At 76.7% G+C, this 22,711-nt stretch carries 14 protein-coding genes; 7 read left to right on the top strand and 7 right to left on the bottom strand.

What is annotated here, in order from left to right; translation table 11 throughout:
* Positions 1 to 110: 110 nt before the first annotated feature.
* On the top strand, positions 111 to 1,637 hold the full coding sequence (locus ACU616_RS17110; RefSeq protein ID WP_446759630.1) for an amino acid permease: 1,527 nt from the start codon (positions 111 to 113) through the stop codon (positions 1,635 to 1,637).
* Positions 1,638 to 1,676: 39 nt separating this feature from the next.
* On the opposite strand, the gene ACU616_RS17105 is transcribed toward ACU616_RS17110, so the two are convergent.
* From ACU616_RS17105 to ACU616_RS17080, 6 genes are all read right to left on the bottom strand, one after another.
* Positions 1,677 to 4,442: a tetratricopeptide repeat protein gene (locus ACU616_RS17105; RefSeq protein ID WP_446759629.1), complete on the bottom strand. Its 2,766-nt coding sequence runs from the start codon at positions 4,440 to 4,442 to the stop codon at positions 1,677 to 1,679.
* 303 nt (positions 4,443 to 4,745) lie between these two features.
* Complete coding sequence (locus ACU616_RS17100; protein WP_446759628.1) at positions 4,746 to 5,942, bottom strand: hypothetical protein; 1,197 nt, start codon at positions 5,940 to 5,942, stop codon at positions 4,746 to 4,748.
* Between the two features lie 166 nt (positions 5,943 to 6,108).
* The gene (locus ACU616_RS17095) at positions 6,109 to 7,512 is read right to left on the bottom strand and encodes a threonine/serine ThrE exporter family protein (RefSeq protein WP_446759627.1); all 1,404 of its coding nucleotides are present in this window, start codon (positions 7,510 to 7,512) and stop codon (positions 6,109 to 6,111) included.
* Between the two features lie 128 nt (positions 7,513 to 7,640).
* Positions 7,641 to 10,379: a Na+/H+ antiporter NhaA gene (gene nhaA / locus ACU616_RS17090; protein ID WP_446759626.1), complete on the bottom strand. Its 2,739-nt coding sequence runs from the start codon at positions 10,377 to 10,379 to the stop codon at positions 7,641 to 7,643.
* Positions 10,376 to 11,953: an MFS transporter gene (locus ACU616_RS17085; RefSeq protein WP_446759625.1), complete on the bottom strand. Its 1,578-nt coding sequence runs from the start codon at positions 11,951 to 11,953 to the stop codon at positions 10,376 to 10,378. Before ACU616_RS17085 ends, nhaA begins: the two co-directional genes overlap by 4 nt.
* 222 nt (positions 11,954 to 12,175) lie before the next feature.
* Positions 12,176 to 13,339, bottom strand: coding sequence for a glycosyltransferase (locus tag ACU616_RS17080; protein ID WP_446759624.1), 1,164 nt, complete (start codon positions 13,337 to 13,339; stop codon positions 12,176 to 12,178).
* Between the two features lie 500 nt (positions 13,340 to 13,839).
* Between ACU616_RS17080 and ACU616_RS17075 the strand changes: the two genes are divergently transcribed.
* Together ACU616_RS17075 and ACU616_RS17070 are read left to right on the top strand one after the other, a co-directional pair.
* Positions 13,840 to 15,582, top strand: a complete 1,743-nt coding sequence (locus tag ACU616_RS17075; protein WP_446759623.1) for a hypothetical protein — start codon at positions 13,840 to 13,842, stop codon at positions 15,580 to 15,582.
* Positions 15,579 to 16,268: a LysM peptidoglycan-binding domain-containing protein gene (locus tag ACU616_RS17070; protein WP_446759622.1), complete on the top strand. Its 690-nt coding sequence runs from the start codon at positions 15,579 to 15,581 to the stop codon at positions 16,266 to 16,268. The genes ACU616_RS17075 and ACU616_RS17070 overlap by 4 nt, the downstream gene beginning before the upstream one ends.
* 53 nt (positions 16,269 to 16,321) lie before the next feature.
* On the opposite strand, the gene ACU616_RS17065 is transcribed toward ACU616_RS17070, so the two are convergent.
* Positions 16,322 to 17,809: a hypothetical protein gene (locus tag ACU616_RS17065; RefSeq protein ID WP_446759621.1), complete on the bottom strand. Its 1,488-nt coding sequence runs from the start codon at positions 17,807 to 17,809 to the stop codon at positions 16,322 to 16,324.
* 286 nt (positions 17,810 to 18,095) lie between these two features.
* Here ACU616_RS17065 and ACU616_RS17060 point away from each other — a divergent pair, with 286 nt between their 5' ends.
* The 4 genes from ACU616_RS17060 (at position 18,096) to ACU616_RS17045 (ending at position 22,702) form a co-directional block, all read left to right on the top strand.
* The gene (locus ACU616_RS17060; RefSeq protein WP_446759620.1) at positions 18,096 to 19,802 is read left to right on the top strand and encodes a sigma-70 family RNA polymerase sigma factor; all 1,707 of its coding nucleotides are present in this window, start codon (positions 18,096 to 18,098) and stop codon (positions 19,800 to 19,802) included.
* A 145-nt stretch (positions 19,803 to 19,947) separates the two neighbouring features.
* Positions 19,948 to 20,289 (top strand): WhiB family transcriptional regulator, encoded by a 342-nt coding sequence (locus ACU616_RS17055; protein ID WP_446759619.1) that lies wholly within the window; start codon positions 19,948 to 19,950, stop codon positions 20,287 to 20,289.
* Positions 20,286 to 21,602 (top strand): hypothetical protein, encoded by a 1,317-nt coding sequence (locus ACU616_RS17050; RefSeq protein WP_446759618.1) that lies wholly within the window; start codon positions 20,286 to 20,288, stop codon positions 21,600 to 21,602. Before ACU616_RS17055 ends, ACU616_RS17050 begins: the two co-directional genes overlap by 4 nt.
* Positions 21,599 to 22,702 (top strand): aminoglycoside phosphotransferase family protein, encoded by a 1,104-nt coding sequence (locus ACU616_RS17045; RefSeq protein ID WP_446759617.1) that lies wholly within the window; start codon positions 21,599 to 21,601, stop codon positions 22,700 to 22,702. Before ACU616_RS17050 ends, ACU616_RS17045 begins: the two co-directional genes overlap by 4 nt.
* The last annotated feature ends 9 nt before the right edge of the window (positions 22,703 to 22,711 follow it).

The raw sequence follows: 22,711 nt of genomic DNA, 5'->3' as shown, positions 1-22,711 counted from the left end.
CGGTTGGCGGTCCGGCGGCTGCGGCAGAAAGATGCTGCCCGCAGCCGAGAAGAGCGCTGCCCCCACCGAACCCTCTACCGGACACCCGGTCCCAGACGAGAGGAACGGACATGGCGCACGGTCCAGCCGCCGAGGGCGGCGACCTCCAGAAGGGCCTCAAGCAGCGGCACCTGACGATGATCGCGATCGGGGGCGTCATCGGCGCGGGCCTGTTCGTCGGCTCGGGCGCCATCATCGGGGAGGTCGGCCCGGCGGCCTTCCTCACCTACGCCATCACCGGCGTCCTGATCGTCATGGTCATGCGGATGCTCGGCGAGATGGCGGTCGCCAACCCCTCGACGGGGTCCTTCGCCGACTACGCCCGCCAGTCGCTCGGCGGCTGGGCCGGCTTCAGCGTGGGCTGGCTGTACTGGTACTTCTGGGTCATCGTCGTCGGCTTCGAGGCCGTGGCCGGCGCGGGCATCCTGCAGCGCTGGCTGCCCGACGTCCCGCTGTGGCTCATGGCGCTGGTCCTGATGGTGCTCATGACGGCGACCAACCTGTTCTCGGTGGCCTCCTACGGGGAGTTCGAGTACTGGTTCGCCGGCGTGAAGGTCGCCACGATCATGGTCTTCATCGGCCTGGGCGCGCTCTACGTCCTGGGGCTGTGGCCGAACCGCGACCTGGACTTCTCCAACCTCACCGAGCACGGCGGGTTCTTCCCCAACGGGGTCGGCGCGCTGTTCGGCGGCATCGTCATCGTCATCTTCTCGATGGTGGGCGCCGAGATCGCCACCATCGCCGCCGCGGAGTCCGACGAGCCCGAGCGCGGCATCGTCAAGGCGACGAACTCCGTCGTCTTCCGCATCTCGATCTTCTTCGTGGGCTCGATCTTCCTGCTGGCGACGATCCTGCCCTGGGACTCCACGGAGCTCGGCGGTTCCCCCTACGTGGCCGCGATGGAGCAGATGGGCATCCCGGCGGCGGCCGACATCATGAACGCGGTGGTGCTGACCGCGGTCCTGTCCTGCCTGAACTCCGGCCTCTACACGGCCTCGCGCATGCTGTTCGTGCTGGCTGCCCGGCACGAGGCCCCCGGACGGATGCTGTCGATCAGCAAGCGCGGCGTCCCGGCGTGGGCGATCCTCTCGTCCTCGGTCATCGGGTTCCTCTGCGTGATCGCCGCCTACGTCTCGCCGGACACGGTCTTCCTGTTCCTGCTCAACTCCTCCGGCGCGATCATCCTGTTCGTCTACCTGCTGATCACCCTCTCGCAGCTGCGGATGCGGCCGACGATCCCGCCGGAGCGGCTGCGGGTGAAGATGTGGCTCTACCCCGTCCTGACCCTGCTGACGGCGGCCGCCATCATCGCGATCCTCGTGCAGATGTTCGTCCGCGAGGACACGCGGTCGCAGCTGCTGCTCAGCCTGCTCGCCTGGGCGCTGGTCCTCGTCGCCTACGCCGTCCGGCGCAAGGTGATCGGCGACGCCCACCTCACGCAGGACGGCGTGGCCGCCGAGCAGCGCGCCGACCGGTGGATGCACGAGCACGGCGCGGTCGTGGACACCGAGGTCGACGCCGCCGTGGGCGAGGGGCGGCTCGACCCCCGCGTCATCCGGCGCATGGCCGAGGAGGGCTACCCCACCGAGGGCCCCTGACCGGCCACCGTCTCCTGTGATCAGGCGCCCCGCCCGCCGTCACGAGCTGGGGACCAGCGTCGGCCGTGACGGCGCGGCGATACCTGTCCGCGCGTCGTCGAGCCGCTTCTCCCTGGTGGTCGTGTCCGGGTGGGACGCGCCGAGCCCGGCCAGGGTCTCCGCGTGAGCTCGCTTGCAGATCACGACGGCGTCCGCGTGCCGGCCCAGGGCGGTGTAGGTGTCGGCCAGGCGGTCCAGCCGTGCCCAGACGTCCCGGTGCCTGCCGAGGACCGCCGTGCTCACCTCCACCACCTCGACCCGGTACGACAGGGCCTCCTCGTGCCGGCCGAGGGCGCTGTAGGTGTCCGCCAGCGAATCCAGCCGCGCCCAGGTGAGCCGGTGTCGGCGGCCGAGGACCGCCGTACTCTCCTCCACCGCCTTCTCTCGGTGCGTGAGGGCGTCCTCGTGCCGGCCGAGGCTGGTGCAGGTGTCCGCGAGCCGGTCCAGCCGCGCCCAGGTGTCCTCGTGCCTGCCGAGGACCGTCGTGCTCTCCTTCACCGCGTCGAGCCGGTGCGGGAGGGCCTCCTCGTGCCGCCGCAGGTCCGCCAACAGGTCACCGACCGCGTCGAGGAGCCGGAGGGTCCGGAGGGGCCGCGAACTCGTCTGGCTGCTGAGCTCCAGCGCCTTGAGGAGCAGACCGACCCGCAGAGGCTGCGAGCTCGGCTCCTCGCTGAGCTCCAGCGCCTCGACGAGCCGACCGATCCTCTCCTCGTCGTGGTCGCTGACGGCTGCTGCGCACGAAGCGCGCTCGAGAGACCTGATCAGGTCGTCCCGGCGGGCCGCCGTGTCCGGGTGCTCAGCGCCCCTTGCAGCCGAGGTCATGTCCAGTGCCCTGCGCCGAGGGGGTAGGGCCTCGAGGTGTTCGTTCAGGGCCTCCTGCACGTCGGCGAGCTTCGACAACCACAGAGCCGTGTCGAGCCACCGAGCCGTGTCGGAAGTGTCGGCTGGCACCCGTCCCGCGAGTTCCAGGACCGCGTGACGCTTGCTCAGCGCTTCCTGAGGACGGTTCAGCGCAATAAATGTGTCGGCGAGATGGGTTAGTACCCAGGCTTCCTGGTCCGGGCGTGGATCTCCCGCAGCAGCCTGGCCAAGTACATCCGTCAGCCGGACGCGGGCGTCCTCGTGCCGGTCGAGGGCACTCAGCACGTGCGCGGAAGAACAGGGGGCACCGCAGGCCGGGCACGTCTCGGGTGCCAAGGCGGGCGGCTCCCCGGAGGGCTCCGCCTCGTCGATCGTGCGGGTCATCGCTGTACCGATCTGCCGACCGAGAGCCGCGTAGGCGGTGAACATCTCGTCGCTGAAGAACTGGTCACCCGTCGAGTCGTGCGGGAAGACCTCGTGCCGCGCGGCGTAGGACAGCACGTCATACGTCATCTGCCGAGTGAGGAGCGCCTTGCCGATGACCAGGACCCCGTGCCGCAGCTCGTCGGGCAGGTCGCTCTCCGCCGGGTAGCAGACGTGGGCCACCACGACGTTGCTGTTGGACAGGCGGGCGTTGAGCGCCGCCAGCGGCTCCCCCGGCTCGAGCGGTTCGGCGCTGCCGGGCACCAGCTTCCACACCTGGTCTTCGTCGAGGGTGATGCGGACGCCGAGCTCGGCCTCGGCCAAGGTGATCGCCGACTCGAGGGTGCCGGCGGTCGGTGGCAGGTCGCCGCTGGCGTCGATGCAGTGGATGACCGTGCACCGGCGCCGCAGCGCCTCGACCAGCCCGAGGTTCTCGTAGTGCCCCCCGTCGGTTACCTGCAGGAGCCGGTCCTGGAACCGATGGCTGCCGAGCACCTCGCGCAGCAGGTAGGTCAGCCGCCGGATCCTGGGCAGCCCGGGCCGGGTCCACAGCTCCGGTCGCGTCCTGGCCTCGTCCCACTCCGCTAGGAACGCCGGGTTGGGCAGCCACGTGCCCAGTCGCAGTCCCGAGACGGCCAGCACCGTGCTGTACCAGCGGCTGGCACGGCCCATGGCCGAGGCGAACGCCGCCCCCGAGACGGCCATCGCGGCCTGGACGGTCAGGTCGCGCTGGAACGCCGGGGAGACGGCTGCGCACACCTGGTCGGTCCGCGCGTACCCGACGTCGGGACCACCGATCCAGCGACTGCCGAAGGTGAACGACGTCGCGCCCAGGGGCGCGCGCTGCTCACCGGTGAGGTTAGCCGCCGCAGCGAAGACGACCTCCGGGAACCCGTCGACCCGCGCGCCATACGCGGGCAGGGAGGTCCGCTCGTCGTACGGGTAGGGCTCCGCGACGACCCGCTCGTCCGCCCACCGGGTGGTGCGCCGGGTCGCGAACGTCCCCGCGAGCCTGCGCCGGTAAAAAGGGTGCAGGCTGAGGAACGTCTGGTCGAGGACGCCGCTGAGGACCGTCAGGACGATCGCGACGATGGCGACGCCCCGCCAGAACCAGGGGCCTGGTTCGCCGCTGGCGAGCGCGGCCGTTCCGGCGGCGAGGTACAGCCAGGCCGCCACGAGCAGCACCAGGGTGAGGACGATGAGGACCAGCTGGAGGAGACCACCGGGCACCGCGCCGATGACCGAGGCGCTCCGCCCGTCCTTCCTCCCGAGGATCCCCCGTGCCCGGTCGAGCACCTTCTTCCGGCGGAGGAACGTCAGCAGCGTGGCCATGTACGTGATCAGCACGCCGAGCACCGGTGCGCTGAGGACCGGTGCCGACGACGTCCCACCCTCGTCGGGCTGCAGCACCGTGCCCGCCCAGGAGACGAGCCACGGCAGTCCGACCCCGACCACGGCGACCAGGAGACCGAGCAGCGTCACGGCGGTCCCGACCTTGAGGACCGTGGTTGGCCGGAGCAGGGTCCGGACTCTCTGCCAGAGGCGACGGAGCAGGCCGACTCTCCGGAGCAGGCTCGGCAGCAGGGTGCTGACCCTTTGCCAGAGGCGACGAAGCAGGCCGACTTTCCGGAGCGTGCTGCGGATCCTCCCCCCAAGCCGGCGGAGTGGGCCGACATGCCGGGGTGACGCAGTGGGACGACGCATGAATAGGTAGGCCGCGAGCGCGTAGGCCACGAGAGCCACGCAGGCGAGTCCTAGGAGTGCCCACCACGTGCCCGAGGGGACCTATGGGGCACGGAGGACGTCCGGTGCCTGCTCTTCTGACGCCGGCGGGACGGGAGCGAGGGGGACCAGCCGGTAGTAGAGACCCACCACGGCGCCCAGTACCACCGCGGGCAGGAACAGCACGGCGAGGGAGAGCACCAGGGAGCGCGCCGCCACGCCGAGGGCCACCAGCACCTCCGTGGGAGAGCCGACGAGGTAGCGCACGTGGCGCCGCAGCCGGTCCTCCTCCGCCGATCCTGGCGCGTAGACGTCCGCGGGGTTCTGGTGCACGTCGCCGGGCACGGGGTGCTCCGGGTCCACGGCTTCCGTGAGCGCGAGCTGCCAGGCGCCCGCCGTGTACCCGCCGCCGGACACGGAGACCAGATAGCGGGCGCGGCGCAGGGCCGGTCGCAGGCTCTGCAACGCCCCGAGCGCTACCGACGCCGACCGGATCCCGCCGCCGGACAGGCAGAACCCGCTCACCGGACCCCGGCGCTGCAGGGCGCGCCGGGTGGCCTCCGGCGACTCGCCTGTCAGGTCCGGCACCACGAACCCCCGCCGCCACCGCGCGGCCTGCGCGGCCGCATCGGTGTCGTAGTGCACCGGGACACCGTTCCAGCGGACCGGCGGGTCCCCGTCCAGCGGATCGGGCGGGACGACCGTCACGGGAGGACGCCTCTGAGGGGACTTCTTGCCGCGCGCGCTCAGACGGGCGAGGGTGACCACCAGGGCGGCGCACACCGCGACGACTACCACCGGCAGGCACGACCAGCGGACTACGGACGCGGCGGTGACGACGGCCATCCACACCGGGCTCTCCGTGCGCGCCGCGATGAACTGACAGAGGTCGGCCAGCACCGCGGCCCCGATCGTGACCAGCCCGAGGGGGAGCACCGCGTCGGCCACCGCTCGGCCTTTCGTGCTGCGGAACAGTGCGCGTGCGAGGGATGCGGCGAGGACGACCGCGACCGTGAACGCGACCAGGAGGCCGAGGTCCCAGCGGACCTGGGGGACCGCGTGCTGCACCGCCGGCCAGTCGGGGGCGGCACCGGACAGCTTGTTAGGGAGCTGTCCCATGCGCGGCGCGAGGAACACGTGGTCGACCACGGTCACGGCAAGGGCAAGGACGGCGATCGAGAGCCAGGTCGCTGCTTTCTCGCGCGACATCTCGGCGTCCGGACCCTTGGCGGGCGGTCGCCGGCGCACCCTCGGCGTCATGTCTCCCCCTCGCTGCAGCGGCCGGCCCGGAACCTAGGGACGGCGCGTCACCGCAGCGTCACCGGCGCCGCATCCGAGGTCGGCGCCGCGAGGAGAGGCGGCGGGCTGCGCAGTCCGGATCCACCGGTGCCGTCGAGCTCGCCGGCGCACCGGGTCCTCGCGGGCCTCAGTCGCCAGTGGTCGCCCGGCGGCGGACGCGGCGGTCGAACCGGTCGCGCCCGCCGCCGAGCGGCCGGCCGAGGTGCTCCCCCAGCCCGATCCCGGCGGCGAGCCCGAGCCCGACCGCCGCGGCACCGACGAGCGCGCCGAGCCCGCCGAGGACGTCGGCGTCCACGACGACCGCGTACAGGCCCCGGTAGATCGCCAGCCCGGGCAGCAGCGGCACGATGCCGCAGACCCCGACCAGCAGGGGCGGGATCTGCAACCGCTCGGTCAGGGACTCCCCGCAGAACCCGACGACGACGGCCGCGGCCGCGGCCGCCACCGCCGGACCCGCACCGAGCGCGCCGGCCGCCGAGGACGTCGCCCAGGCCAGCGCGCCGGCCACGGTGGCGATGCCGACGGCGCGCGGGCGGGCGTGCGACGCGAGCGCCCAGCAGCCGGCGATCCCGGCGGCCGCGGCCAGGGCGACGACGGAGGGCACCGGGGACGGCGAGGGGTCGGCGACGGCCAGCGGGAGCCCCGCGCGCCGGGCCAGGTCCAGCACGCCGCCGATGCCGACGACGATGCCGGCCGTCAGTGTGAGCACCTCGAAGGAGCGTGCTCCGGCGGTGACCGGGAAGCCGGTGATCGCGTCCTGGGCCGCGCCGACGAGGGACAGGCCGGCGAGGAGCACCACGATCCCCGCGGCGACGACCAGCGAGCTCGGGACGTCGACGTGCCAGACGGCGAGCAGGACGGCCACGCCGGTCACCACCGCGGCGCCGGCGGCCTGCTGGAAGAACATCGGCAGCCCGCGCCGGTCGAGGGCGCGCATCATCTGCTCGATCGAGGCCGTGGTGAGCGCGGCGACCAGGGCCACCAGCCAGCCGCCGCCGAACAGGAAGGCGATGGACCCGGCCACGCCCGACCAGCCCAGCGCGTGGATGCCGCGGCGGTAGGGGTGCGGGGCCGAGACGACGCGGTCGAGGCGGCGGTGGGCCTCCTCGATGTCCAGGCGGTCCGCCGCGACCGCCCGCGCCAGGTCGGTGATCCCCTGCAGGCGGGTGTAGTCCATGCCCCCGGTGCGCACGGTGCGCATCGCGGTGAGCGGCAGCGCGCCCTCCCGGTCGTGGCTGACGACCAGGGTGCTGAACGTGACGTCGACCTGGCAGCTGGCCAGCCCGTAGGCGGCCGCCACGCGCAGGACCGTGGCGGTCACGTCGGCCGCCGGGGCCCCGACGGCGAGCATCGACTCCCCGATGCGCAGGGCCAGCCCGAGCGCCGCGTGCGCGGTGGCGTCGTCCAGACCGCCGCGCTGGGCGCGCAGGCCGATGGGGGCGGTGGGGGGCTGGAAGCCCGAGATCACCCGCCGGGCCCGGTCCGGCAGACGGGTGTACCGGGACTGGGGGGACCGGTTGACGGGCAGCACACCACCAGGCTAGGGGCGCGCGGCGGGCCTCCCCGGCGTCCGGCGGGGAGCGTCGCTGTGGCATCGGTGACAGGCACGGTCGCGGCGCGTGCCGGCCGGCGGCGCGCCGCCGGAGGTGTCTGTCCGGATCATGCGTCCTCCTGGGGAACGGGGGCGGGGTGCCCGTCGGGCACCCCGACGAGGGCGGCGAGCTCGGCGTCGGTGGGGTCGCGCAGGACGCGCTCGGCCCGCCACACGACCACCGGGAGGTCGTCCTCGGTGACGCCGAGGTCGGCCAGCAGCCCGGTGTCGTCGTCCTCGGCGTCGACGTCGACGACGGCGACGGTCAGGCCGTGGGCCTCGGCGAAGCGCCGCAGCCGGGCGGTGCCGGGGGACGTCGCCCGGCCGATCACCCGCAGGTCGGCCGCCAGCTCCAGCAGTCTCGAGCGGCGGATGAGGAACGCGCGCAGGACGGTCTCCTTGAGCGCGGGGTCGGCGGCGAAGGCGGTCCGCACCTGCGCGTCGGGGACGGTGAGGACCTCGGCGGTCCGCACCACCACGGCGGTCAGGAACACCGGGCGGTCGCTGAAGAGGTCCAGCTCGCCGAGGAAGCGGCGCTCCCCGTGCACGGAGACCACCCGCTGGTCGGCAGCGCCGGCGTGCTCGACCACGGCCACCGCGCCGGAGAGGACGACCTGGAAGTCGTAGCCGGGGTCGCCCTCCCGGAACAGCGTCTCGCCGGGCTGCCACGTCCGGCGGGTCCCGGACCGGGCGAGCAGGGCCAGCTGGGCGTCGGTCAGGCGGGGGTAGGCGCCGTGGCGGTCCGGCGTCTCGGGCAGGTCGGGCGGCAGCGGGGCCGGGACGCCGCCCGGGACCGCTCGCCGCTCACCGGCGCGGGGACCGAGCGCGGGCAGCACCGGCCCACCGGCCGTGTTCCCGGGCGTGCTCCCGGACGGGCCCGCGACCGGCTGCGCGTCCTCCCCGGCCGCGGCGAGCAGCGCCGCGGCCAGCGTGTCCGCGTCGAAGGGGCCGGTGTGGCGGCGGCCGTCGACGAAGAAGGTGGGTGTGCCCTCGACGCCGCTGGCCTCCGCGGACTCGACGTCCTCCTGCACCCGGCGGGCGTAGCGGCCGGCGCCGAGGTCGCGGGCGAAGCGCGGCACGTCCAGGCCGATCGCCGCGGCGTGCTCGAGCAGGTCCGGTGCGGCGAGCCGGTCCTGCTCGGCGAACAGCCGGTCGTGCATCTCCCAGAAGCGGCCCTGGGCGGCGGCGACCTCGGCCGCCTCGGCGGCCAGCCGGGCGTGCGGGTGGACGTCGACCAGGGGCACGTGCCGGAAGACGTAGCGCAGCCGGTCGCCGAACCGCTCGCGCAGCTCCTCGACCGCGCCGGTCGCCCGGCCGCAGAAGGGGCACTCGAAGTCGCCGTACTCGACGAGCGTGAGCGGCGCGTCGACCGGCCCGCGGACGTGGTCGCGGTCGGGGTCGACGGGCGGGTCGAGCAGCACGGGGCGGGCGGTCCCGGCGGGCCGGCGGCGGTCGGCGAGGCGGAACAGCGCCCAGCCGAGCAGCCCGGCCAGCACCGAGGCCGCGAGGACGCCCACCCGCGCCTGGTCGGCGGTCCGCTGGTCGGCCGAGCCGAAGGCCAGGTCGACGATGAACAGCGAGATGGTGAAGCCGATGCCCGACAGCGCGGCGCCCCCGGCCAACTGGCCGCCGGTGAGCCCCGGCGCGAGCCGGCCCAGCCGCAGCCGCACGGCCACGGTGGTGCCGAGCAGGATGCCCACGGGCTTGCCCAGGACCAGCCCGGCGACCACGCCGAGCGTCACCGGCGAGGACGCCGCTGCCCGCAGCGTCTCCCCGGTCAGCGGGACGCCGGCGTTGGCCAGCGCGAAGACCGGCACGATGACGAAGCTCGTCCACGGCTGCCACAGCTCCTGCAGGCGCTCGCCGGCCGACACCGACCGGTCGATCGACAGCCGCGCCGCCCGCGCGAACCGCGGGTTGGGCGACTGCTGGTAGGCCCGCACGAGCCGGCCGGCGTCGGCGACCTCCTCGCGCCGGGCCGTGTAGGCGGGGGTGGACAGCGCGATGACCACCCCGGCCAGGGTCGGGTGGACGCCGGACTCGTGCATCGCGACCCACACGCCGAGGCCGAGCACGAGGTAGGCCGGGCCGCGCCACACGCGGAGGTGGCGCAGCGCTGCCATCAGGGCCAGCCCGAGCACGGCCAGGGCGAGCGGCAGCAGCCGCAGGGAGTCGGTGTAGAAGACGGCGATCACGCTGAGCGCCCCGACGTCGTCGGCGATGGCGAGGGTGAGCAGGAACAGCCGCAGCTGGGCCGGGCAGGCCGGCCCGACCAGCGCCAGCACGCCGAGCAGGAACGCGGTGTCGGTGGAGATGACCACGCCCCAGGCCGACGCCGCCTCGTCGCCCAGGTTGAAGGCGACGTAGACCAGCGCCGGCACCACCAGGCCGGTGAGGGCGGCCAGCGCCGGCACCGCGGCCCGGCGCCGGTCGGTGAGGTCGCCGATGACGAGCTCGCGCTTGATCTCCAGCCCGACGACGAAGAAGAAGAACACCATCAGCCCGTCGTTGACCCAGTGCTGCAGGTCCAGGGCGAGCTCGGTGCCTCCCCAGCGGAGGGCGAGCTCGGTGTGCCAGAAGGCCGCGTAGCTCTCCCCCACCGGTGAGTTGGCCCAGGCCAGTGCGGCGACGGTGGCCAGCAGCAGCAGCCCGGCGCTGCCGGCTTCGGTGCGCAGCGAGCGCCGCAGCGGCGCGACCCGCGCGGGCAGGCCGCTGCCGCCCGGGGCCGACTGCCCGTCGGTGCCGGGCCCGCCCGTGCCGGGACCGCCGCCGGGCGGGCGCACGGCCGGGACGCTGCCGGCGCTCACGCCGCGCCGTCCCGGGCCACCCGGTGCGGCCCGCCGGCCGGCTGCGGCGGGTGCAGCTGGGGTCCGGCGACGCCGCAGTGCAGGCACTCCTCCACCCGCAGCCGGCCGCCCTCCGGCGCCGGCCCGGCCTGCGTCGCCCCCAGCGGACGGCGGATGGTCGCCGCGGCCACCAGCGCGCCGGCGGCCAGCAGCCCGGTGCAGATCAGCAGCGCCGTCCGGAAACCGGCTCCGAACGCGGCCGGGTCGGTGTAGTCGTTGCCGCCGATCCCGGCCGCCACGGGGACGACGGCCAGGGCCAGCAGGCCGGCGGCACGCGCGACGGCGTTGTTGACGCCCGACGCGACGCCGGCGAAGCGGTCGTCGGCGGAGTCGAGCACGGTCGCGGTGAGCGGGGCGACCAGCAGCACCAGCCCGGCGCCGAACACCACGGCGCCGGGCAGGACGTCGGTGACGTAGGACGCCCCGGGACCGATCCGCCGCAGGAGCAGCAGGCCGGCGGCGGCCAGCAGCGGACCGGCCGTCATGGGCACCCGCGGCCCGATCCGCTGCGCCAGGGCGCCGGCGCGGGCGGAGAACAGCAGCATGAGCACGGTCACCGGGAGCAGCGCGGTGCCGGCGAGCAGCGGGCTGAACCCGGCCACGACCTGCAGCTGCAGGACCAGCAGCACGAAGACCACCCCGAGGGCGGCGTAGACCAGCAGCGTCACCACGTTGGCCGCGGTGAACTGCCGGCTGCCGAACAGCGCGGGCGGCACCAGCGGGTGCGCGGAACGCCGCTGGACGGCGGCGAACGCCGCCAGGGCGACCAGCCCGACGCCGCCCCAGAGCAGTGCCTCCCCGCCGCGGCCGGCGCCCCCGGCGGCGGTGAGGGCGTAGGTCAGCCCGCCGAGACCGGCCACGACCAGCACCGTCCCGGTCCAGTCCAGACCGGGCGCGGCGTCCGGGTCGCGCGTCTCGGGCACGTGCCGCGCCGCCACCGCCACGACGACGGCGGCCAGCGGCAGGTTGACCAGGAAGACCGCCCGCCAGCTCCACTCGACCAGCCAGCCACCGACGAAGGGGCCGACCGCGCCGGCGACCCCGCCGAGCCCGGACCACGCGCCGACCGCGGCGGCACGGTCGGCGCCGGTGAACGACGCGGAGATGATCGCCAGGCTGCCCGGGGTCAGCAGCGCTCCCCCGACCCCCTGCAGCGCCCGCGCCACGACCAGCGTCCCCACGTCCGGCGCCAGCCCGCACAGCAGGGACGCCGCGGCGAACCACGTGACCCCCAGGACGAAGACCCGCCGCCGGCCCACCCGGTCGCTCAACGAGCCCCCGAGCAGGATCAGCGAGGCGAGGGTCAGCGTGTAGGCGTTGACCGTCCACTGCAGGCCGGTGAAGTCGGCGCCCAGGTCGGCGCCGATCCGCTCCAGCGCCACGTTGACCACCGTCGCGTCGAGCATCGCGAGGCCCGAGCCCAGGACCGTGGTGAGCAGGACCCAGCGCGCCTGCGGAGTGCCCATCCGCAGGCCGCCGGGCGCCGTCCCGCCGGGCACCCCGGCGTCCCGCGGCGGCCCGGTCTCAGCCGGCACGACCGGCCGGCCCGCGACGGTCCCCGCACACCCAGCTCCGCACCCGACCTCCTCAGCGGCCCCCTGCGCGCGGCCGGGAGGCCCATCCGACGGCCGCCCCTCGCGACGCCCGGACGAGGCGGGTCGTCGAGGAGACTGCCACGGCGGGCGGCGCTGTCCAATGACGAACCCGATGACCGGGCCGCACGACCGCGGGTCGACGGCCGCCGTCCCCGAGGCGGGTCAGCAGGTGGCGGCCTGCCGCAGACCGGAGCCGCGTCCGGTCACCTGCCGTTGCGGGTTCCCGCCCCGGGCGAGCAGCTCCCGGACGACGAGCTGCACGCTCCGGCGGAACCGCCTGGGGGCGAAGCCCTCGGCGTGCCGGCGCAGCCGCGCGGGGTCGTAGGCGCCGGGGTCGAACCTGCGGAGCTCGTGGGCGAGCGAACCGACCGCCGTGCCGTCGTACAGCGGCCGCCACAGCCGCCCGCTGATCCCGTCGACGACGGTCTCCAGGGCGCCGCCCGCGGCGAGCGCCAGCACCGGGGTCCCGCAGGCCTGGGCCTCCACCGCCGCCCTGCCGACGTCCTCCTCGCCGGGCACGACCACCGCCGCGCACCTGCGGTAGAGCTCGCGCAGCTCCTCGCGCCCGACCTCGCCCACGACGTCGACGCGCCGGCCGGCCATCCGCTCCAGCACCGGACGGGCGGGGCCGTCACCGGCCACGACGAGCCGCACCCCCGCCACCCGTGCGGCGGCGACCGCGACGTCCGGGCTCTCGGAGGGACACAGCCCCCCGGCGTACAGGAAGAAGTCCTCCCGGGCCCGGGGGGCCGGCCGGAACCAGTCCACGTCGACCGGGGGCGGCACGACCTCCGCCGTCCTGTCCCACCAGCGGGAGATCCGCTCGGCCACCGCCCGCGAGGGCGCGAGGAGCACGTCGGGACGCTGCGCGGCCGCGCGGTCGGGCCCCTGCTGCCGCAGCGCCCGGTGGTCGAGGGCGAGCCGGCCCACCCGGCCGGCGGGCAGGGCCCGCCGGAACCGGGGGTCCCAGATCCAGCGCGCCGGGCTGTGCACGTAGGACACCACCGGGGCGTCGTCCTGGGGGAGGACCCGGTGGGCGACGGCACGGTGCACGGTCAGCACGAGGTCGAGGTCGCTGAGGTCGACCGGGGACACGGCCGGCGGCACCGCGCCGAGGACCCCCGGGAGCCGGCCGTCGCCGTGGTCGCGCGAGCGCAGGACCACCGCGCCCAGCCGGGCCGGTCCCGGCCTGGCCGGCGCCCGTTCCCCGGCGACGCCGGTCGTCAGGAGCTGCGCGCCCGGCCACGCGGCGCACAGCTGCTCGACGACCCCGTCCGGACCTCCGGGGCCGTGCCAGGCCTCGTGGACGACGGCGACGCGCGTCATGCGGCCGCCTCCGCCGGGTCGTTCCCGGCGACGGTCGACCGGCCGAGAGCCGGTGCACTGATCCGCTCGGACACGGAGCTCCTCTGGTCGTGGTGCGCCCACGGACCCCGGGTCGGTGGACTCGGGATGAAGACGGGCCAGACACCGGGTTACGACGCGACTACGGCCGGCGGGTCGCACCCGTCTGCGTGACCGTGGTCACCGGGACCGGTCACGACCACGCCGGGTCGGCGGTGCCCGTGCCGCCGGGACGGGGGCCGTGGCGGAAAAGACGGTGGGAACCGCGTGGTAACCCGCTGCTCACGTCGTGTTCCCTACGACAGAACGCGAGGTCGGCCGGAGGAGCGGCCGATTGACACAGGTCGGCCTGGTGTCCAGGCTCCCCTGCGGTCGCGCGCCCGCTCCCCGAGGGGTGCCGGCGCCGGGCCGGGGGAACGTGAGCGGTCCGAGGGGGAGAGAGTTTGGGTCTGCGCGCGCCTCGGCGACGAGGTCTCGGTGTCGTGTCGGTCGTCCTGTTCGCCGCGCTCTGCGCCGCCCTGGCCCTGCTGGTCTGCGCGTTCGTCCCGCCGCAGTACTCCTCCACCGCGCGCCTCGTGGCGTCGGCCGGTACGCAGGACGAGCCGGCCGACGACCGCGCCGCGGCCGACCAGGTGTACGCCCGCACGTTCGCGCGGGTGCTCGGCAGCCCGGCGGTCGCCGATCGCGTCGCGGCCCGCCTCGACGCCTCGGTCACCCCGGCAGCGGCGCTGGACCGGACCTCGTTCAGGGCCGTCGAGGGCACCGCGGTGGTCGAGGTCACGGCCGAGGCGCCCACCGCCCGGGGGGCCGCGGACCTGGCCACCGCCTGGGCGCAGGTCGCCGCCGAGGAGGGCGCCGATCTCGTCGGGGTGCGTGACGCCGCGCTGGACCTCGCCTCGGCCGCCGCGATACCCCGAGCCCCGGAGCGCCCCCGCCCCCTGCTCTACAGCGGCCTCGCCGCCGCCGGCGGGGCCCTGCTCGCCGCCCTCGTCCTGCTGCCGGCCCGCCGGCGCGGGGCGGCCGCCGACGACCTCGACGACCTCGCGGCCGGGCCCGGCGGCGGCCCGCCGCCGCGCGAGAGCCGGCTGCGGGTCCTCGTGCACAGCCGCCTGCCCTGGCTGGCCGCCGGCGCGGCGGTGCTCGGCGCGGCGACGGCCGCCGTCCTCGCGCGCTCCCCGGTCCTCCCCGCTGCGCTCCCGGCCCGCGTCGCGCTCGGCCTCGCGGCCGGGGCCGTCGTCGGCGCCGGACTCGCGCTGGCCGCGCTGGTCGTGCACGACCGCAGCCGCGGCCTGATCCTGCTCACCGCGGACGCCGTCCAGGCCACCGGTGCCGACGTCGTCGTCCACACCGCCGAGCCGCGCGGGACCCGCGCCGCCGCCGGGGCGGACATGCGCTTCCGCGACCTGGAGCCCTACCGGGAGCTGCACCGGGCGCTGGCCGCACGACCGGACCTGCACGTCGTCCTCGTGGTCGGCGACTCGCCCCGGGCCGGGGCCGGCGTGCGCAGCATCGACGTCGCCGTGGCCGGGGCGAACGCCGGGGTGCGCACCGTGCTGGTCGGCTCCCGGCTCTCCGGCCACACCCGCTCCGCCGGCGAGGTGCTCCGCGACACCCTCGACGACGAGGGCGCCGTGGCGGCCGCACTGCTGCCCACCGACCGTCCGCGCCTGCGGGTGCTGCCCTTCGACTGGCCGGCTGCCTCCGACCGGCGGGGCCGCGCGGCCCTGGAGTCGCGGCGGCTCCCGCTGCTCGTCGACCGGCTGCGCGGTGCCGCCGACCTCGTGGTCCTGGCCGGCCCGCCGCTCACCGAGCCCGAGGTCCCGCTGCGGCTCGCGGCGGTCTCGGACGCGGCGGTGCTGGTCGTGGTGGCCGGGAGCTCCACCGTCGTGGGCTGCCGCCGGGCCGCCGACCGCCTCGCCCGGACCGGCAGCCGGGTCGTGGCCGTCGTCGTGGTCCACCGGGGTCGCGCGCCGAGGACGGCGGGCGCCTGGGCGCGACCGCGCCGGGAGGCGCCGGGCGCGACCGGTGCGGACGCCCCCGGGCCGACCGACGACGAGTCCCACGCGGCCAGCGACCTGGCCGGCGCCCTCCGCGGCGCCGGCGCCGGGAGCGGTCGCGCCCGGGACGCACCGGAGGCCGGCCCGGCGGCGCGGCCGGCCACCGTCAGCTGCGGCGCTCCCGGACGAGGAGAGCGGCCGCGAGGACCTGCCGAGGGGGAGAGATGACCGAACAGGACGGACGCGGGTCCGGACGACGCGAGGTCGAGGTGGACGCGCTGTTCGCCGCACAGCAGAGCGAGCGGCGCCGGCAGCGGCTCCGGGTCGCGGCGGTGACCACCGCGGCGCTGGCCGCCGGCGGGCTGGTCGGCGGCCTCGCCGCGGGGGTGATCGACGGGGACGACGGCGGCCGGCCGAGCGCCGACGGCGTCGGCACGTCGGCCGGGGTCTCCCCCGAGGCAGCGGCCTCGGCGAGCTCGGGTGCCGAGGGCTCGGAGGACGCGGGGTCGGAGGACGCGGGGTCGAGCGACGCCGCGGACACCTCCCTGCCCGGGTCGGAGGCCACCGGCCAGCCAGGGGACGACGAGGTGTCCTCGCTCTCGCCGGCACCGGGGTCCGGTGGAGGACTCAACGGTGAGAGCGGGGACTCCAGCCAGGGCGGTCCGTCGACGGCGCAGCCGGGCGGCACGGCCGAGCAGTCCCCGACGGCTCCCGCGGCGCAGCCGGCCCGCCACGTCGTGCAGGTGGGCGAGAGCCTGTGGACCATCACCGCGCAGCTGCTCGGGGACCAGGTGTCGGCGCAGCAGGTCCTCGACCGCTGGCCGGAGGTCTACGCGGCCAACCGCGACCTGATCGGCCCGGACCCCGACCTCCTGCGCCCCGGCCAGGAACTCGTCCTGCCGCAGCTGTCCTGACCGCCGCCCGTGTCCTGAGCGCCGCCCGTGTCCTGACCGCGGGCCGCCCCGGGTCAGCCGGCCGGGCAGGGCTCGAGGCCCAGGGTCGCCGTCCCGGCCGCGACCGGGGTGACGAGCTGCCGCACGGTCTCGGCGTCCCCGGCCGGCAGGCCGTCGGCCTGCCACGCCGGCAACCGGTCGAGCACCTGCTCGGCGTACCCCTGCACCAGCGGGACCGGCGTGCCCGCGGTGACCCGCAGGCACGTCCGCGGACCACCCGGCACGGGGAGCGCGCGCGGCGCCCCGGTCAGCGCCTCGACCAGGGCCTGCCGGCTCGCGGTGGCGTACCGCGGGTCGAGCCCGGACCCGTCGACCAGCAGGCCCAGCACCTGCAGCCCGGCCTGCTGCCGCACGGCCCCGTCGGCCGACAGCAGCCCCGCCAGTGCGTCGCGCAGCGCCGGTCCGGCCGGGCCGGCGACGTCCGGGCGCGCGGTGAGGTCCTCGACGAGCCCGGGCACCGTCCGGGGGACGGGGACGGGGGCGGGCGCGGGGGACGACGTGGCCGGAACGCCGGTCGTGGTCGTCCCACCGGCGGGTGCGGCCGTGCTCGACGGCGCGGTGCCCCCGCCGGCCGCCAGGAACGCGGCGGTGGCGCCCACGGCGGCGGCGCCGAGGGCCAGCGCCGCGGTCCGCGCGCGTCGCCCGCCGAGCCCCGTCGGCTCGGGTCGGTGGCGGGCGCGCATCCCCCGCCGTCCGGGCGCCGACCGGCGGTACGGGCTCCCCGCGCCGCCGCGCTCCGGCGGACGGCGTCCGTCCACCGGCTCCGAGCCGGCCGGGCGCCCGGCCTGCGCGACCGCCCGCGCGCCGGCCTCGGCGTCGGCTCCGTCCCCGCTCCCGTGCGAGGGGGTGACCCCGCCGGCCCGCTGCAGCGCACGGGCGAGGCCGGCGGCCAGGACCGCGGCGTCGAGCCCGCCCCTCGGCGTCCGGTCCAGGAGCGCGAGGAACGTGGTGGCCGCGGCGCGCACGTCGTCCTCCGGGGTGGCACCGGCGGTGGCACCGGCGGTGGCATCGGCGGCGGCGCCGGGCCCCGGGCGGTCCGTTCCCGCGGGGACGGGCAGGAGGGTCACGTCGAGCTCGGTCGTCGGGCCGGTCCGGTGCGACAGCAGCAGGCTGCTGCCGCCCACCGCCCCGTGGACGACGCCGGACCGGTGGAGCGCCGCCAACGCGTCCAGGGCGTCCCCCGCCAGCCGCTGCACCGTCTGCACCGTCATCGCGCGCTCGCCCGGCGCCGACAGGAGGTCACCGCTCAGCGGCTCGCAGACGACGCGGAGCACCCCGGCACGGACCTCGACGTCGCGGACCTCGGCCAGGTGCGGGTGGCGCACCCGGGCGGAGCGGCGCAGCCGGTCCACCGCGGCCGCCGTCGCGGCGGCGCCGTCGGGGGCCGGCAGTTGCAGGATGCTCACGGTGGCACCGGTCACCGTGTCCCGTCCGGGGTGCAGGACAGGGGACGAGGAGTGGCCAGGCACCTCCAGCTCGTAGCGGTAGGCTGTCGACTCCATCTGGACTCCCCCGAACCCCGGGTGACGCGTGACCGGCGGGCACACCCACCGTCCGGGGCGTCCGGACGGGGCGCAAGCGCAGCACAGGGGTCCTGCACCCCTGCGCGGGCACGGACCGTTCGTCACGGGGACCTCAGTGCCGTGCCCGTCCCGGCGTCGGGGCCACCCGACGCCCGGGGGCACGACCCGACCAGGCTCGAGGGGGATCCGCAGTACCCGGGGGAGACGGAGCCTGCCGTCCCCCACGCCACGGACGGCCGGACGTCGAAGACACCGAGGTCACCACATGGACGTGAACGACGACGCGCAACTGCTCTCCCGCTCCCGCGAGGGGGACGCAGGCGCCTACGCACAGCTCTACGAACGGCACGTCGGGACGGCTCTGCACGTCGCCCGGCAGTTGACCGACGAGGCCGAGGACGTCGTGTCGGACGCCTTCACGCGCACCTACACGGTGCTGCGCGAGGGCCGCGGCCCCGACGTCGCCTTCCGGCCCTACCTGCTGCGCGCGGTCCGCAACGCCGCGATGGACCGCCACCGCCGCGTCCGTCGCGTCACGCCCCGGGAGAGCCTCGAGGAGGCCGAGACCCCGCTGGGCCAGGAGCAGCCGCGGACCGACCCCGTGATCGACCAGCTGGAGCAGCAGCTGGTGGCCCGCGCCTTCCAGTCGCTGCCCGAGCGCTGGCAGATGGTGTTGTGGCACACGGAGGTGCAGGGGGAGACACCCGCGCAGGTGGCGCCGCTGCTCGGCATCAGCCCGCGGGCGGTGGCCCAGCTGGCGGTCCGGGCCCGGGAGGGCCTGCGCACGGCCTGGCTGCGGGAGCACGTGGTCTCCGCGCCCCCCGGGCACGAGGAGATGGTCTCGATGCTCGGCGCGCACATCCGCCGGTCGCTGGGCCTGCGTGACCGCCGGGCCCTGGAGGCCCACCTCGCGGAGTGCGCCGACTGCCGCCGGCTCCGCGACGAGCTCAAGGACGTCAACTCCCGGCTGGGCGTCATCCTGGTGCCCGCGCTGCTGGGCCTGAGCACGGCCAAGCTGGCCTGGGACGCCCAGCCGGCGGCCGCAGCGGTGATCCCGGCAGCGGAGGCCGCCGCGGCCGCGACGCCGGGACCCGGAAGCGGGGGCCCCGCGGGCGGGGCCGCGACCAAGGCGTCCGGCACCGCGGGCACGGCAGCCGGCGGGTCCGGCACCGCGGGCGTGGCGGCCGGCGGGTCAGCCACGGCCGGGGCCGCGGCGGGAGCCGCGGCGGCCGGCGTCAGCGGTCCGCCGGCCGCGGGCTCCCTGCTCGGCGCCGGCGGGCTGCTCGGGGCGACGATGACGGCACTGTCGCAGCCGGTCACCGCGGGCCTGGTGGCGGCGGCCGTGGCGACGACGGGCTTCGGCGCCTACGTCGCGGTCAGCAGCCGCCCGGCCCAGCCGGCGGCCCCGAGCGACTCGCGTCCGGCGCAGATCACCCCCGGCTCGCCGTCGGGATCGGGCACGGCGCCCGCGCTCCCCGGCGGCTCGTCCGGGTCGAGCGGCTCCCCCGGGATCTCGCCCCCGGTCAGCGGCTCGCCCGACACGGGCGAGGCACCTCCGGGAGGCGCCTCGGACCCCGGCGGGTCCTCCTCCGGCACACCGGCCGACGGCTCCGGGGCGTCCGGGTCGGGGTCCTCCGGCTCCTCCGGGTCCGGGTCCTCCGGGTCAGGGTCCTCCGGGTCCGGGTCGTCCGGGTCCTCCGGCGTCTCGACCAGCAGCAGGTCGTCGTCGGGGTCCGACGACTCCGGATCCCCGTCGAGCGGGTCCCCGTCGAGCGGGTCCCCGTCGAGCGGGTCCCCGTCGAGCGGGTCGTCGTCGAGCGGGTCGTCGTCGAGCGCGTCCCCGTCGAGTGCGTCGTCGTCCGGCGCGTCGTCATCGAGCGCGTCGTCGTCCGGCGCGTCGTCGACCCGGTCGACGACGCCGTCGGGGACCTCGTCCACGGCGACCTCGACCGCGAGCACGTCCTCGCCCTGACGCCCGGCGGCGTCCCCGGTCGTGAGGCACGTCACGTGACCGGGAGGTGACGACGAAGTGACGTGGTAGGGGGCCGCCCGGCTCGTCACCCTTCCGTGACGCACCACGACGCACCCCACCCCCGGGCCCGGACCCGGTGACCCTGGTGTCCGCGACCGGCCCCGACCTCTCGGCGCCGCTCGGCGCCTGCGGGTCCGAACGCACCTGCTCGCCGGTGGACTGGCGGCAGTCGGCCGCCTGCCGGGGCAGCGACCCGGAGCTGTGGTTCTCCCCCCTGCCGGCCCACCGGGAGCAGGCTGCGGGGATCTGCGCGTCCTGCCCCGTCCGGTCGTGCTGCCTGTCGGAGGCGCTGCGGTTCGAGGCGACGTCCGGCGGGGGCAGCTTCGGCCTCTGGGGTGGCCGCACGGAGCAGGACCGCCGCCGGACGGTGGAGGGCTTCCGCGCCTCGGCACGGCGGGGCCGCAGCCGCTGGGGCGCGGCCCGGTGAGCCCCGCCGACCCCGTCCGGGAGCAGGACCCCGCCCTCCTCGCCGCGTCGGTGGCCTCCGCGGTCGACGCCGCGCTGAGCGGCCCGGCGCTGGTCACCGGCTCCCTCCCGCCCACGGGCCGGGACCTGGACCTGCTGGTCGCGCCCGCCCAGTGCCGGGAGGTCGACGCCTGGTGCGCCGTCTCCGGGTACGCCCGCTCGCGGGGACGGTGGGCCGCCTTCGGCGCCGCGGTCCCCTACGTCGTCGACGTGCACCGGGCCGACCGGCGGCGCTGGGGCGGGTGGGACCCCGCTGTCCTGTTCGACGGCGCCGAGCCGCTGGGCGGCTTCGACCACCTGGCGCGGCCGGCGCCGGCCACCGTCCTGGTCCTGGCCGCCCGCAGCGTCGTCACCCGCCGGGGCCGGCTGACGGAGGGCACCCGGGCCCGTGTGGACGGCGCCCTGCAGCGGGACGCCGACGCCTGGGCGGCCGCCGACCGGGTGGCCCGCCGGCTCGGGCTGCGGGGAGCGCTGCGGGCCCTGCGGGCGGCCCACGGGTCCCTCGCGGACCCCGCGCCGGCCCGCGCGCGCCGGCTGCTGCGCTACCTGCTGTCCCCGGACCCGGTGCGGGTCAAGGCCGCCCTGGTGCGCGAGGCCCTCCCGCGGCGCCTGCACCCCACGGTGGTCTCCCTGTCCGGTCTGGACGGGTCGGGCAAGAGCACCCAGGCGCGGCACCTGCGGGAGGCCCTCGACCGGCTGGGCACCTCCAGCACGCAGCAGTGGGCGGGGTTCGCCACGAGCGCGAAGCTGTACCGGCTGTGCTCCCGGTGGGACCGGTGCGCCTGGACGTCGGCGGGCCGCCGGCAGCTGCGCACCGGGCCGCCGGACCCGTTCGTGCCGCCCGGCTGCCGCACCGGCACCGTGGCGCCCCACCTGTGGGTGGTCCTCGCGGCGGTCTTCAACGCCGCGCAGCTGTGGTGGCTGGTGCTGCGGCCCCGCCCCCGGCCGGAGGTGGTGCTCTTCGACCGGTTCAGCCCCGACACCGCGGTGAAGATCGACTACTTCTTCGGCCAGGAGCGCCGGATGGACGTGCGGCTCGCGCGGGCGCTGTTCCGCCTCCTGGCCCCGCGGCCGGCCGTCGGATTCCTGCTGGCCGTCTCCGGCGAGGTCTCCCACGCGCGGCGGCAGGAGCACTGGGGGCCGGCCGAGCTGCAGCGCATGGCCGACCTCTACGAGCGCCACGTGCCGCGCTTCGGCCTCCGGCGCCTCGACGGCCTCCGGGCCGCCGGGGACCTGCACCAGGAGATCCTGCAGACCGTGTGGCGCGCGCTGTGAGGACCGCCCGCAGCCTGGCGCCGCACCTGCTGACCCCGCGGCCGGTCGAGCACTGGCCGCCGCTGACGCCGTCGGCCGACGTGGCGGCCGCGCTCGGGGAACGGCTCGGCCTGCCGGCGGGTGCGTGCCGGCCCGTGCGACCGGCCCGCGCGCAGGCCCGCTCGACGGTGCACTTCCTGGGCACCGCCGACCGGCCCGACCGGTGCCGGTGGGTGGTCAAGCAGCCGCGCACGGGCTGGACCCAGGACGACGTCGCCAGTCCACTGGCCGCTGAGCAGGAGTACGCCGCGCTGGTGCGGCTGGCCGCCCACTTCGACGCCCGCGGCGCAGCGGTCGGCGTCCCCGCACCCGTCGCCCTGCTGCCCGGGCTCGGCGGTCTCGCCACCGCCTACGTCCCCGGCCCGGCGCTGTCGGACCTGCTGCACGCCGGCCGGGTGCTCTCGCCTGCCATGCCCCTGGACGGCGTCGGCCGGGCGGCCGACTTCCTCCGCGTCCTGCACGAGGTCGACCCTGCGCCCTCCGCGCCCCTCGACCTGGCCTCCGAGGCCGAGCGGGTGCGGTGCCTGCTGAGCGACCGGCTGGTCGCGGCCGGGCTGCCGGTGCCACCCGGCGTGCTCCGCGCCCTCGCCGCCGTGCCGGACGTCCGCGTGCCGGTGCGCCGGGTGCGGCTGCACGGCGACTGGACACCGGCCAACGTCCTCCTCCCCGCCCCCGGGTCGGTCGTCGGCATCGACGTCGACCTGCGCGAGGTCGGGCCCCCCGAGGAGGACCTGGCCCGCTTCGTCGCGTTCACCGCGGGGTCCGCGCCGTTCCTGCTCGACGCGACCCTGCCCGAGCACCTGCGCCGGCACCGCCCGCTGGTGGCCTGCTTCCTCGGGCGCTACGAGGCCGGGGGCTCCCGGGTGTCGGCACCGGTGTTCGAGCTGCGGCTGCTGCACCAGCTGGCCGGCCGGTGGCTGCGGCTGCGCGAGCTGGCCCGGCTGCACGGGCGACCGGCGCTGCTGCCGCTCCGCCTGCACGCGGTCGACGCCCAGCTGCGGTCCCTGCTGGCGGCCGGCGCCCACCGCCTGACCCGGGCCACCCGTGACCCGGGCGGCTGACCCCCGGCG

Source organism: Geodermatophilus sp. URMC 62, from assembly GCF_052931475.1.
Note: the sequence above shows the minus strand (reverse complement) of the source record. Positions and strands in the feature narration are given on the sequence as shown.

Bases quoted from the DNA above. Each gene is read 5' to 3' on its own strand.
- ACU616_RS17065 (WP_446759621.1), bottom strand. From the start codon at position 17,809: ATGGAGTCGACAGCCTACCGCTACGAGCTGGAGGTGCCTGGCCACTCC.
- ACU616_RS17080 (WP_446759624.1), bottom strand. From the start codon at position 13,339: ATGACGCGCGTCGCCGTCGTCCACGAGGCCTGGCACGGCCCCGGAGGT.
- ACU616_RS17060 (WP_446759620.1), top strand. From the start codon at position 18,096: ATGGACGTGAACGACGACGCGCAACTGCTCTCCCGCTCCCGCGAGGGG.
- ACU616_RS17110 (WP_446759630.1), top strand. From the start codon at position 111: ATGGCGCACGGTCCAGCCGCCGAGGGCGGCGACCTCCAGAAGGGCCTC.
- ACU616_RS17100 (WP_446759628.1), bottom strand. From the start codon at position 5,942: ATGACGCCGAGGGTGCGCCGGCGACCGCCCGCCAAGGGTCCGGACGCC.
- ACU616_RS17070 (WP_446759622.1), top strand. From the start codon at position 15,579: ATGACCGAACAGGACGGACGCGGGTCCGGACGACGCGAGGTCGAGGTG.